At 67.6% G+C, this 12,765-nt stretch carries 12 protein-coding genes; 5 read left to right on the plus strand and 7 right to left on the minus strand.

From position 1 onward, the window contains the following. Positions 1–45: 45 nt before the first annotated feature. From STE01S_RS06890 to STE01S_RS06905, 4 genes are all read right to left on the minus strand, one after another. Complete coding sequence (locus STE01S_RS06890) at positions 46–2,454, minus strand: ligase-associated DNA damage response DEXH box helicase (RefSeq protein WP_062766234.1); 2,409 nt, start codon at positions 2,452–2,454, stop codon at positions 46–48. 94 nt (positions 2,455–2,548) lie between these two features. Continuing rightward, positions 2,549–3,430 (minus strand): OmpA family protein, encoded by an 882-nt coding sequence (locus STE01S_RS06895; RefSeq protein ID WP_003041644.1) that lies wholly within the window; start codon positions 3,428–3,430, stop codon positions 2,549–2,551. 159 nt (positions 3,431–3,589) lie between these two features. Further along, positions 3,590–4,210: a LysE family translocator gene (locus STE01S_RS06900; protein ID WP_062766236.1), complete on the minus strand. Its 621-nt coding sequence runs from the start codon at positions 4,208–4,210 to the stop codon at positions 3,590–3,592. Beyond that, on the minus strand, positions 4,207–4,674 hold the full coding sequence (locus STE01S_RS06905) for a cupin domain-containing protein (protein WP_062766239.1): 468 nt from the start codon (positions 4,672–4,674) through the stop codon (positions 4,207–4,209). Before STE01S_RS06905 ends, STE01S_RS06900 begins: the two co-directional genes overlap by 4 nt. A gap of 94 nt (positions 4,675–4,768) precedes the next feature. Here STE01S_RS06905 and dapE point away from each other — a divergent pair, with 94 nt between their 5' ends. Then, positions 4,769–5,902, plus strand: coding sequence for a succinyl-diaminopimelate desuccinylase (gene dapE, locus STE01S_RS06910; RefSeq protein WP_062766242.1), 1,134 nt, complete (start codon positions 4,769–4,771; stop codon positions 5,900–5,902). Between the two features lie 3 nt (positions 5,903–5,905). Here dapE and STE01S_RS06915 read toward each other — a convergent pair whose 3' ends face one another. Genes STE01S_RS06915 through STE01S_RS06925 form a run of 3 tightly spaced genes read right to left on the minus strand, consistent with a single transcriptional unit; the run spans position 5,906 to position 8,520 of the window. Continuing rightward, complete coding sequence (locus STE01S_RS06915; protein ID WP_062766245.1) at positions 5,906–6,478, minus strand: Smr/MutS family protein; 573 nt, start codon at positions 6,476–6,478, stop codon at positions 5,906–5,908. 6 nt (positions 6,479–6,484) lie between these two features. After that, entirely contained in the window at positions 6,485–7,840 is a 1,356-nt protein-coding gene (mltA, locus tag STE01S_RS06920; RefSeq protein ID WP_062766248.1) for a murein transglycosylase A, read from the minus strand. Between the two features lie 11 nt (positions 7,841–7,851). After that, entirely contained in the window at positions 7,852–8,520 is a 669-nt protein-coding gene (locus STE01S_RS06925; RefSeq protein ID WP_156000979.1) for a Tim44/TimA family putative adaptor protein, read from the minus strand. 262 nt (positions 8,521–8,782) lie between these two features. Between STE01S_RS06925 and secB the strand changes: the two genes are divergently transcribed. From secB to STE01S_RS06945, 4 genes are all read left to right on the plus strand, one after another. After that, positions 8,783–9,295, plus strand: a complete 513-nt coding sequence (gene secB, locus STE01S_RS06930; protein ID WP_003041665.1) for a protein-export chaperone SecB — start codon at positions 8,783–8,785, stop codon at positions 9,293–9,295. A gap of 27 nt (positions 9,296–9,322) precedes the next feature. Then, positions 9,323–10,921, plus strand: coding sequence for a murein biosynthesis integral membrane protein MurJ (murJ, locus tag STE01S_RS06935; protein WP_062766250.1), 1,599 nt, complete (start codon positions 9,323–9,325; stop codon positions 10,919–10,921). A 3-nt stretch (positions 10,922–10,924) separates the two neighbouring features. Further along, positions 10,925–11,941 (plus strand): tryptophan--tRNA ligase, encoded by a 1,017-nt coding sequence (gene trpS, locus STE01S_RS06940; protein ID WP_062766253.1) that lies wholly within the window; start codon positions 10,925–10,927, stop codon positions 11,939–11,941. Positions 11,942–12,055: 114 nt separating this feature from the next. Further along, complete coding sequence (locus STE01S_RS06945; protein ID WP_082813247.1) at positions 12,056–12,757, plus strand: DUF4136 domain-containing protein; 702 nt, start codon at positions 12,056–12,058, stop codon at positions 12,755–12,757. Positions 12,758–12,765 lie beyond the last annotated feature (8 nt).

Raw genomic sequence — 12,765 nt, forward strand, 5'->3', positions numbered from 1 at the left:
TAATACGCCTCTTCGCGATTTTCAGCAATCGTGCGACCAACCCCGTCATTCGCGCCCCATCGCGGTTGCCGCGAGCGTATCGGCGAGCTCGCCGAGCAGCGCGTCGTCGAGGTCCGAGGCCGCTACATTTTCGCGCCCGATCAGCACCAGCACCGGGATCGCGAGCGGGCTGGTCCGATCGAGCCTTTGGTGCACCATCGTCCCCGCAGCGCGGTCGAGCAGGTCGCCGAGCCGGGCGACATCGGTGAGCCGCTCGCGCGCGTCGGCCCAGGCGGCTTCGATCAGCAGATGATCGGGTTCATATTTGCGCAGGACGTCGAAGATGAGATCGGTCGAAAAAGTCACCTGCTTGCCCGTCTTGCGCTTGCCCGGATGCTGGCGTTCGATCAGCCCCCCGATTACCGCAACCTCGCGGAAAGCGCGCTTCAGGAGGTGCGAATTTTCGACCCATTCGACGAACTCGCCTTCCAATATGGTCGCGTCGAACAGCGCCTCGGGATTCGCGACCGGCTTCAGCGACCAAAGCGCGAGCGCATAGTCGGAAGCGACGAAGCCGAGCGGCTGTAGCCCCGCGCGCTCCATCCGTTTCGACAGCAGCATGCCGAGCGACTGGTGGGCGTTCCATCCCTCGAACGGATAGCAGACAAGATAATGCGCGCCCTCGTGCGGGAAGGTTTCGACCAGCAGTTCGCCGGGGCGCGGCAGCACCGAGCGCAGCGCCTGCATCTCGAGCCAGAAGCGCACATCCTCTGGAAAGCGCCGCCAGCTCGCCGGATCGGCCAGGAAGGCGCGCACCCGGTCGGCGAGCCGCGTCGACAGCGCCATCCGCGCCCCGACATAGGACGGAATGCGCGCCGGACGCGTCGTTGCGCGCACGATGAGGTCGGTATCGCGGATCGTCTCGACCTCGAGGCTGAGGCCGGCGAAGGCAAAGGTGTCGCCCGCGGTCAGCGTGCTCGCGAAATATTCCTCGACGCTGCCGAGGCGCCGCCCGTTCTTGAAGCGCACGTCGAGTGTGGGGGCATCGACGATGATCCCGGCGTTGAGCCGGTGCTGCGCCGCGAGCCGGGGGTGCGCGATGCGCCAGCCGCCCTGCCCGTCGGGTGCCAGGCGGCGGAAGCGGTCATAGCTTTTGAGCGCATATCCGCCGTCGCGAACGAAGCCGAGCAGGCGCGCAAAGAGCGCCGCGTCGATCCAGCGATACGGCTGCGCACCGCGGATTTCGGCAAGCAGATCTTCCTCGCGGAAGGGTGCGGCGCACGCGAGGGCCATGACATGCTGGGCCAGCACGTCGAGCGCGCCGGGACGGAAGCGATCGGCATCGCGCTCGCCCGCCTCGACCGCGTCGAGTGCGGCGCGCGCCTCGAGATATTCGAAGCGATTGCCCGGCACGATCAGCGCCCGGCTCGGTTCGTCGAGCCGGTGGTTGGCGCGACCGATACGCTGGAGCAGCCGCGACGAACCCTTGGGCGCCCCCATCTGGATCACGCAGTCGACATCGCCCCAGTCGAGACCCAGATCGAGGCTGGAGGTTGCGACGAGCGCCCGCAATCGCCCCTCGGCCATGGCGTTTTCGGCGCGCTGGCGCGCTTCGCGGTCGAGGCTGCCGTGATGGATCGCGATCGGCAACGACAGATCGTTGACCTTCCACAATTCCTGGAAAATCAGCTCGGCCAGCCCGCGCGTGTTGCAGAAGATGATCGTCGTGCGGTTCTTCGCGATTTCGGCCATCACCTGATGCACCGCATAGCGTCCCGAATGCCCCGCCCACGGCACCGCGCCTTCGGGCAACAGGATCGAAATGTCGGGATCGGCGCCGCGCTCGCCCTCGACCAGCGTCACGCGCGTCGCATCGCCCTCGGGCGCGAGCCAGGCGCGATAGGCGTCCGCATCGGCAATCGTCGCCGACAGGCCGACGCGCCGCAGCCCCGGCGCAATGCGTTCGAGGCGCGCGAGCGCGAGGCTGAGCAGATCGCCGCGCTTGCCGGTCGCGAAGGCGTGGATTTCGTCGATGACCACCGTCTTCAGATCGGCGAACATCGCGAAGCTGTCGGGATAGGACAGCAGCAGCGACAGCGATTCGGGGGTGGTCAGCAGGATATTGGGCGGCCGACTGCGCTGGCGCGCCTTTTTGTCCGAACTGGTATCGCCGCTCCGGCTTTCGACGCTGATGTCGAGATCCATATCGGCGATGGGGCCGAGCAGGTTGCGCTCGACATCGGCGGCCAGCGCCTTGAGCGGCGAGACATAGAGGGTGTGCAACCGGTCGGACGAGTTGGCCGCAAGGTCGATCAGACTGGGGAGAAAGCCGGCCAATGTCTTGCCGGCGCCGGTCGCCGCGACGAGCAGCGCGCTTTCGCCGCGCTGCGCCGCCGCGAGCATGTCGGCCTGGTGCCGCCGCAGCCGCCACCCGCGGTGCGCGAACCAGCCGGCGAAGGGAGCGGGAAGCGACATGCGCGAGATGTGGCGCCGACGCTGCGCCGCGGCAACCCCTTCGCGCCCGCCGATGAGGCGGGGCGGGCGCGAACCCGCCCCGCGCGCGTCTGGCTTAGAGGCCGTCGAGCCCCTTGCTGACGAGGATATTCACGGCCACGCGGCGATTCTGCGCCTTGCCTTCGACCGTGTCGTTGCTCGCTGCCGGATCGGCTTCGGCCATTCCGGTCGGCGTGAGCATGCGATAGGGCTTCCAGCCACACGCCTGCTGCAGATAATTCACCACGCGCCCGGCGCGCTTTTCGCTGAGCTGCTGATTGAGTTCCTCGCTGCCGGTCGAATCGGTGTAGCCGACGACGAGCAGCAGGGCATTGTCCATGCTTTCCGCCTGCTGCGCGACGGCGCACAGGTCGGATTTCGCCTGCGGCGACAGGACCGACTGGCCGGTGTCAAAATTCACCGTCGTCGTGGCTTTGACATTATACTGGTCGATGTCGCCCATCCGGCCGCGCAGCGCTTCGGTGGCCGCGGTCTGTTCGGCGAACCGCTGATCGGTCCCGTTGCGAATCATCGAGGCGGTGCGCAGATCCTTGCTCTTGAGATCGATCTGGCTGGCGACCAGCCCGCCGTCCCACTGGCGCGTCTCGACCGACACGGGAAGGCCGTTGAGCAGCGCTTCGGCACCAAGCTTGTCGCGGTTCAGGCCCAGAAAGCCGCCGCTCGACTTGATCGTCGTGGCATCGGCGATGGTGATCACGGTGTTGCTGCCGTCGGCGGTCGTCACCTGCATCCGGTCGCCGCTGCGCGCCGAGATGATGCCTTCGACCTTCGGGCCTTCGGCCATCTGCGCCATATCGGGCGGCGCGGCACCGGTTACGAGCAAGGATCCGTCGCTTTCGGGCGCATCCTGCGCCTGCACCGCCACCGCGGTGCTGACCGAGCCGGCAAGCATCGCCAGCAACAACAATCGCTTCGATTTCATGGAAACTGCACGCATTACGCTACTCCTTCATTCCGAGCCGCCCCCGCGAGTTCCCGCCGCCCTTTTCTGCACCTGAAATCGTCCGGCAAGGCCGTTGAGCGATCGCGCCGTCCATATGAGCAGATTGTGCGGCGAACCGTTGGCGAGGGCGCACTTTCGGCGCAATTCGGGCGGTCAGCGGCCTGCGGTAAGCGCAAACCATATCGCCACCCCGACGATCGCGAGCGCGAGGATACGGCGAACGGTGCGGGTGCGCGCCGGGTCGGAAATCCAACCGCCGACCCGGCTCCCCGCCACGACAATGGTCAGATGCACTGCGGTCGCGATCGCGATGCTGACGAGCGCGAGCGCGAAGGCGAGGCCGAAGCCCGGTATCTGCCCGCCGTTGAAGCGCGGGATGACGACGACGTAAAAGAGCATCGCCTTGGGATTGAGCAGATTGACCACCAGCCCGGAAAGGAAATGATGCCGCGACCGGCCCGGCGCGGCGATCAGCGCCGGCGAATTTTCGCCCGCGTCGCGCCAGCTTTCCCAGGCAAGCCAAAGCAGAAAGGCAGCGCCGCCCCAGCGCAAGACCTGCCACAGCAGCGGACTGGCCGACACGATGAAGGCTATCCCCAGCGCCGCAGCGAGCGCGTTGACGAACAGGCCGATCGCGACGCCGGCGGTTGCCGCGAGCCCGGCGCGGCGCCCCTCGCCCATCGCGAGCGCGACGAGCCACGCCATGTTCGGGCCCGGCGTCAGTTCGATCAGCAGCACCGCCAAGCCAAAGCCGATCCAGTCGGCGTCGGTCACGGCAGGCGTTTCGTCGGATAGGGCGTGCCGTCCTTGTGGAAATAGCCGTCGGGCGTGAACAGCATGTCGATGTCCGAATAGCCGCCGCCAGTATCGTGCAGCTTGCCGCCGCCCAAGGCGACGAAGACACAGTCGGCGCCCGATTCATTGATCAGATGATGACCGTTGGTGCTGCCCTTCGGCCATACCGCAATGTCGCCCGCGCGCATCAGCCAGCGCCCCGCATCCTCGACGAGCGTGGCTTCGCCCGAGATCATCACCAGCATCTCGTCCTCGCCGTCGTGCCAGTGGCGCTGCGACGACCAGGCGCCGGGTTTCAGCACGACATGGCTCGCGGCGAAATCGGCAAGCCCCGTCGCGGGCGCGAGACGGCGGTACCAGCGCCCCTGAACCGGCGCATCATAGGGGGCGGGATAGCCGGTGGCGTTGGTTTGGGGGATCGAATCGAGATCGAGCTTGGGCATGAAGGACTCCGGGCATGTTCCCGCTTTGTTTTGCACAAAGGGGGCGTGATGCAAAGCCTCGACTTGGTGCGGCGCGAACGGGTAAGGGAGCGTCATGACCATGACTATCGACCCCGTCGACCTTGCCCGGGCGCTGATCGCCGCGCCGAGCGTCACGCCCGCGACCGGCGCCGTCTTCGACGTGCTGGAAGCCGCGCTCGCCCCGCTCGGTTTCACGGTCGAGCGCTTCATCGACGGGATCGAACCCGACGGGCCGGTCGAAAATCTGCTCGCGGTACGGGCGGGCAGCGGCCCGGTGCATTTCGGCTTTGCCGGGCATCTCGACGTCGTACCCCCGGGCGTCGGCTGGACCGGCGATGCTTTCGCACCGGAAATTCGCGGCGATCTGCTCTACGGCCGCGGCGCGGTCGACATGAAGGGCTCGATCGCCGCCTTCGTCGCCGCGGCGGCAGCAACCCCCGCCGAGGGGGGAACGATCAGCCTGATCATCACCGGCGACGAGGAAGGCCCGGCGATCTTCGGCACCCGCGCGCTGATGGAGCATATGGATGCGCGCGGCGTGAAGCCCGACATGATCGTCGTCGGCGAACCGACATCGGTGCACCGGCTCGGCGACATGGTGAAGATCGGCCGGCGCGGATCTGTCAATATCTGGATCGACGTGCCGGGGACGCAGGGCCATGTCGCCTATCCGCACCTGGCCGACAATCCGATTCCCAAGCTGGTGCGCATCCTGGCGGCGATCGACACGGTGACGCTCGACGAGGGGACCGCCTGGTTCCAGCCGTCGAACATCGAGTTCACCGACCTCGAGGTCGGCAATGGCGCGACCAACGTGATTCCGGCATCGGCGCGCGCGCGGCTGTCGATCCGCTTCAACGACCAGCAGAAGGGCGCCGATCTGGTCGCGATGGTCGAGCGCATCGCGCAGGATGTCGAGCCCGCGGCCAAGGTGATCGGCAAGATTTCGGGCGAGGCCTTTCTGACCCCGCCGGGCGCGCTGTCGTCGCTCGTCGCCGAAGCGATCCGGGCCGAGACGGGCATCGAGGCCGACATGTCGACGACCGGCGGCACCTCTGACGCGCGCTTCCTCCACGCGCTGTGCCCGGTGGTCGAATTCGGGCTGACCAATGCGACGATGCACAAGCTCGACGAGGCGGTCGCGGTCGAAGACCTGCACAATCTGACGGCCATCTATCGCGGCATATTGGACCGCGCCTTTCGCTGACGCCTAATCCTCGCGGCTGCGCCGCAGGATGACATAGACGGCGCCCGCACCGCCATGGCTGATGTGCGCGGGGCGCAGCGCGACGATGAGGTCGGCATGGGGCGATACCGCAAGCCAGTCGGCAAGCGAGGCGCGGATTGCGCCGCGCGGGCGCGGTTCGTGCGGCTGCGGCAAGCGGTCGGCGCCCGGCCGCAGGCGCCCCGCGACGACGAGCAGCACACGCGCGCCGCGCAGCAGCGCCCGCCCGATCGCATCGTCGAGCAGCGCCTGCGCCGAGGCAAGGCTGTGGCCGTGGAGATCGATGCTGAGGTCGGGGCGGACGTGCCCCTTGCGCAGCCGCCGGTCCCAATGGCTGTCGAGCGTCGCCTGCCCATGGGTACGGCGCGGCGGGGGGAGCGCGGCGGGCCGGGCCCGCGCCGCGGCGGCACCGGCGAGGCCGCGCGGCTCCGGCTTGGGTGGCCGTACCGGCGGCGGCGCCGCCGGTTCGAGCGGCGACGGTGCGCGGTGGAGCGGCTTCACCGTGGCCGCGACCCGTTTCCACAGCGCGTTTTCTTCGGGAGCGAGGCGCCGCGCCATCGCCGGTCAGCGCGCGGCGGCGGTGAGCCGCGCGACCGCAGCGCGCGGCAGCAGGATCAGCGCCGAACCGCGCGCCGCCATGCCGCCCGCGATCGCACGCGCCTTTTCGCCGGCGCCCCAGAAGCTGTCGAACCGGTTCGCGCCCTTGATCGCGCCGCCGGTGTCCTGCGCTACCCACAGCCCATTGGGTTCGGCGCGGTCGAGCGAGAGGAAGACGGGGGCGCCGAGCGGCACATATTTGGGATCGGCGGCGACGCTCGCGCGGCCCGTGACCGGCACGCCGAGCGCGCCGAGCGGCCCTGGCCCGGTCAGCTCGCGGAAGAAGACCCAACTCGGATTTTCGTTCATCACGGCGGCGCCGCGAACCGGGTCGGCGCGCAAATAATCGAGGATGCCCTGCATCGAGGCCTGCCCCGGCTGGAGCGCGCCGCGGTCGAGCAGCAGCTTGCCGATGCCGACATAATCGCGGCCGTTCTGGCTGTCGTAACCGATCCGCATGACGCCGCCGTCAGGCAGGCGCAGCCGCCCCGACCCCTGCACCTGCAGGAAAAAGAATTCGGCCGCATCGGCCGCCCAGGCGATTTCGAGGCCGCGCCCGGCGAGCGCGCCGCGTTCGATCGCGAGGCGATCATAATAGGGGACAAAATTGCTGCCGTCGACGCGGCCCCGGATCTTCTTGCCCTGCAAATCTTTCGAAAACAGGCCGAGGTCGACGTCAACCAGATCAGCGGGGCGGCGGTAGATCGGCACGTCATAGCCCGGCCGCCGCGTCCGCGAGGCGGCGATTTCGGGTTCGTAATAGCCGGTGACGAAGGCGCTGCCCGCGCCGACCTGCACGGTGCCGAAATAGCGGCTGAAGAAATTGCCGGCATCGCGGTCGGCCCAGCCGCTCGCGGCGCTGCACGCCTCGGCCCATTCGCCGGGCTGCGTCAGCCCGCTCACATCGGTTCGGCGCTGCACCGAGGGGCAGCTCAACCGGAAGGCGATCAGCGCGGCGGTCGCCTGTTCGGGCGCGATGCCCAGCGCATTATATTCGGGACCGGCGACGACACCGCTTTCGATCGCACTCGTCGCGGTCGCGGGAACCGGCGGCGCGGCGAGCGGCGGATTGGGGGTTGCGGGAATCGGCTTAGCAGCGGCGCCCGGCGGCACCGATGGGCGCGGCTGATAGGGGCGCGGGGCGCCGGTCGTGGGGGCCGGAGTCGGTGTCGGTGCCGGGTTTGTCGCCGGGGCGGGGCGCGGCCCGGGGGCCGCCGGGATCACTGAGGCACAGCCCGACAGCAGCGGAGCGGTCAAGAGAAGCGCGAGGCCGACGCAGCGAAGGCGCGGCCTGCGATCCGGCACGGCGTCCCCCCGGAACATCCTGCTGCCGCTCAGGCGACGTCGGCTTCGTCGAGCAGCCAGTTGGGATCGCTGCTGCCGACCTTGCGGCGGAAGGTCCACAGATCGTCGGTCTGCACCCCGTCGGTCATCGATCCGGCGATCAGCTTGCCGTCGGCATCGCGCGTCACCGCGCTGATATCCGCCTGATAGCGCACGGTGATGCGCGCTTCATTGCGGCCGAGTTCCACCGCCGTAATCTTGGCCGAATCGATCCCGATCAGGCGGTTTTCCAGCTTTTCGCCGCGCTCTTCGCGATCCTCGATCGCCGCGATGAAGCCTTCGTAGCTGTCGTCGTCGCACAGGTCCCGCAGCGTGTCGCGGTCGCCTTTCCAGAAGGCCTCGAGGATCATGCGATAGGCCGCCTGCGCGCCGTCCATGAAGCGGCCGGCATCGAAGTGGCGGTCGCTCGCGAGCAACTGGCGCAGACCGGCTTCGGCAGAGGGTTCATAGACCAGTCCGCTGTTCACCGGCGCCTGATCGCGCGACGAGCCCGCGGCGTCGGCTTCGTCGAGCCGCACCGGCGCCGGCGCGGCGCGGTCGTCGCGGCGCGGCATCACGGGTTCCTGCTCATGCCCCGTCCGCTTGCCGAGCACCGAATAGAGCCGCATGCCGAGGAAGGCGGCAATCATGGCGAGCAGGATGATCGAGAAAGCGGTCACAAGCAAATCCGATACGGACAAAGGGTAAAGACGTCGCCTTTACATAGGCGATGCCGGCACATGTTTCAAATCTCCATGACCGCACCATCGCGGCGGGTCAACGATTCGTCCCTTCGCCGGGCGCCGGGCCGCGGCTCTTGCAGCCATTGTGCTGGCGCGCCGCCGCTGCTAAGCGCCGCCGCAACCATTTGACGCGGGCCTTGCACGGCCTGCGGACGGTGACCCACATTTCATCCATCGTTTCAACGAAAGCGCATCTGACATGGCCGACGAGACCAGCATCGACATCAATCCCGCACCGCAGGCGAATGGCGAAGACACCAGCCCCGCGATCGGCCTGATCTCGCAATATGTGAAGGATCTGTCGTTCGAAAACCCCAATGCTCCGGCGGTTTTCCAGTGGCAGTCGGCGCCGCAGATGGATGTCCAGTTCAACATCGCCGCCGATGGCGTCGGCGACAATCTGTTCGAAGTGACGCTGAAGATCGACGTCACCGCCAAGCATGACGAAGGCACGGCCTTCGTCATCGAGCTCAAATATGCGGGCCTGTTCGGCGTGCGCAACGTCCCCGACGACCAGCTGCAGCCCTTCTTCCTCGCCGAAGCGCCGCGCATCCTGTTCCCCTTCGCACGCCGCGTCGTTGCCGACGTCGTGCGCGACGGCGGTTTCCAGCCGCTGCTGCTCGACCCGATCGATTTCCACGGCCTGTTCATGCAGCAGGTGCAGGCGCAGGCCGAACAGGCGGGCGACGCCGCGCCGGTCGGCCAGGCCTGATCCCGGCCGCGGCGGCCGGCTGATCCGATGAGCAGCCTGGTCAAGAGCGTCGGGACGATCGGCGGGCTGACGCTGCTCAGCCGGATCTTCGGCTTCGCGCGCGACATGCTGCTCGCGCGCGTGCTCGGAGCCGGGCTGGCGGCCGACGCCTTTCAGCTCGCCTTCACCCTGCCCAACACCTTTCGGCGCCTGTTTGCCGAGGGCGCTTTCTCGGTCGCCTTCGTGCCGATGTACAGCCGCGCGCTGCACGGCAGCGAAGGCGACGGCGAAGCGGCGGCGGCGCGCTTCGCCGACGATGTCCTGTCGGTCTTCCTGTGGACGCTGCTCGTCTTTTCGGGCGTGATGATGGCCGTAATGCCGGGAATCGTTTGGGTCCTCGCGCGCGATTTCGGCAGCGTTCCGGGCAAATTCGAGCTGGCGGTCTTCCTCAGCCGCGTCACCTTTCCCTATCTGGCGCTGATCAGCCTCCTCGCGATGCTGTCGGGCCTGCTCAACGCGCGGTCGCGCTTTGCGCCCGGCGCCTTTGCGCCCGTCCTCCTCAACATCGTGCTGATCGGCGGGATCATCACCGGCTGGTGGCTGCGCGGCGACAGCCACGACGACCGGATCGTCGCGATCGCGCTCGCGGTGGCGGTCAGCCTCGCCGGGGTCGTCCAGCTTGCCTATCTGTGGTGGGCGGTGCGCCGTGCCGGACTGCGCCTGCATCTGCGGCTGCCGCGACTGACGCCCGAGGTCCGGCGGCTGGGCATGCTGATCCTCCCCGCCACATTCGGCGCGGGCATCTATCAGATCAGCCAGTTCGTCGACACCTTCTTCGCCACCTCGCTGCCGCAGGGGTCGCTGACGTTGCTCAAGCTCGCCGACCGGCTCAACCAGTTGCCGCTCGGCATCGTCGGCATCGCGCTCGGCACCGCGATCCTGCCGATGCTGTCGCGCCATATTCACAGCGGCGACGCCGCCGAGGCGCAGCGGCTGCAGAGCAATGCCTTTGAAATGGCGACGCTGCTCACCCTGCCCGCCGCCGCGGCGCTTGCCATTTGCGCGCCCGCCTTCGTCACCGCCTTTTTCGTCGGCGGCAAATTCACCGCGGCCGACGGCGCAATCATGGCCCATATCGTCGTGGCACTGGTCGCGGGGCTGCCGGCCTATGTGATCGTCAAGATATTGAACCCCGGCTTCTTCGCGCGCGAAGACACGCGGACGCCGGTGTGGACCGCGCTCGCCGCGCTCACCCTCAATATTGCGATCAACCTCTATGTCGTCGAACGCTATGGCATCGTCGGGCTCGCGGGGGCGACCGCAGCGTCGGCAAGCTTCAACTGCCTGCTGCTCTATGCCGTGCTCCACCGCCGCGGCTGGTTCCATTTCACCGCCCGGCTGGCGAGCCGGATCGCGCGGCAGATCGTCGCGGTCGCAGCGATGTCGGCGCTGCTCGTCTGGCTGATGCCCGTCGTCGCCCCCTATTATGGCGGCAATGTCGCCGAACGGGTCGGCGCGCTCGCCGCGCTCGTGCTGGCGGGCGGCGCGACCTTTTTCGCCGTGGCTTTCCTTGTCGGTGCGCTTGACAAGGATCTGGTCGCCATGCTGACGCGGCGGCGCGGCAAGCCCGCGCCAACACAGGAGTAAGACATGCGGATCGTTTCGGGCATTCAGCCCACCGGAAATTTGCACCTCGGCAATTATCTGGGCGCGATCCGCAACTGGGTGCGGATGCAGGATCAGGTGGCGAGCGAAGGCGGCGACTGTCTGTTCTTTCTGGCCGACCTGCACGCAATCTCGATGCCGCACGTCCCGGCCGATCTGACCGCAAACACCCGCGCGATGACTGCGGCGCTCGTCGCCTGCGGCATCGACCCCGACCGTTCGACCCTGTTCAACCAGGCGCGCGTCCCCGCGCATGCCGAGCTGCAATGGCTGCTCAACGGCACCGCGCGGATCGGCTGGCTTAACCGGATGACGCAGTTCAAGGACAAGTCGGGCAAGAATCGCGAGGGCGCCTCGGCGGCACTCTACACCTATCCGGTGCTGCAGGCGGCCGACGTGCTGCTCTATCAGGCGACGCACGTTCCCGTCGGCGAGGACCAGAAGCAGCATCTGGAGCTGGCGCGCGACATCGCGCAGAAGTTCAACAATGATTATGCAAGCGCGGAAGACCCGGTCTTCACCCTGCCCGAACCGATCATCCCGCCCGACGCCGCACGGATCATGAGCCTGCGCGACGGGTCGGCCAAGATGTCGAAATCCGATCCGTCGGACATGAGCCGCATCAACCTGACCGACGACGCCGACACGATGATGCAGAAGGTGAAGAAGGCGAAGACCGATCCCGAACCGCTGCCGTCGGAGGCCGCAGGGCTGGAGGGGCGGCCCGAGGCGCGCAATCTGGTCGGGATTTACGCCACGCTTGCCGACTCGAGCACCGACGCGGTGCTGCAACAGTTCGGCGGGCAGGGCTTCGGCGCGTTCAAGCCCGCGCTCGGCGAGCTGCTGGTCGAGCGGCTGGCGCCGATCAACGCGCGCTTCGTCGCGCTCAAGGACGACCAGGCGGCGCTCGACGCGATCCTCGACAAGGGCGCCGACAAGGCACGCGCGCTTGCAAAGCCGACGCTCGACACCACATATAAGGTCTTGGGCCTTTGCCGCTAAGTCATTGTCTGCGTGGAACGGAGCTGCGACGAAGCGGGTTAAACCAAGGTTCAGCCGCACCGGCGTAGTCATGCTATAAACGGTGTGTGCTGTGCGCGCACCGAATCACGGAGCATGATGATGAGCAAGACAATCTTTCGGCGTCTGGGACTCGCCGCCATGACCGGCGCGGCGCTGGTGATGGCAGGCTGTGCCGCCACGCCCTTCCGCGCCGATGTTGCGCGCTTCCAGACCCAGCTTCCCGCACCGCAGGGGCAGAGCTTCGCGATCGAGGCGAATGACCCGGCGCTGCAGGGCGGGATCGAGTTCAACCAATATGCGACGCTCGTCGCGGGCGAACTGACGCGCTATGGCTATCGTCCCGCTGCCCCCGGCGAAAAGGCCGACATGGTCGTGCGCATGGATTATGGTATCGACAAGGGGCGCGAACGCGTCGTCTCCTCGCCCGGTTTCGGCAATCCTTGGTACGGCGGCTATTACGGTCGCGGCTTCTATTCGCCGCCCGTGATCGTGCGCGGCCCGCGGGGACGCCGCTATATCTACGGCTGGCGCGACCCCTTCATGTGGGGCGGCTTCGGCCCGAGCTGGGGCTATAACGACGTCGAAAGCTTCACCGTCTACACCAGCGACCTCAACCTGCAGATCAGCCGCGCCGCCGACGGCTATCGACTGTTCGAAGGCCATGCGCAGGCGCAGTCGCGCGACAATGACCTGACGCAGATCGTTCCCAACCTGGTCGAGGCGATGTTCACCAACTTCCCCGGCAATTCGGGCGAACGGGTGCGCATCACCGTGGCGCCGCCCGAAAAGAAGTAAGCGCCAAA

Source organism: Sphingopyxis terrae subsp. terrae NBRC 15098 (genome assembly GCF_001598815.1).
Classification (GTDB): domain Bacteria; phylum Pseudomonadota; class Alphaproteobacteria; order Sphingomonadales; family Sphingomonadaceae; genus Sphingopyxis; species Sphingopyxis terrae.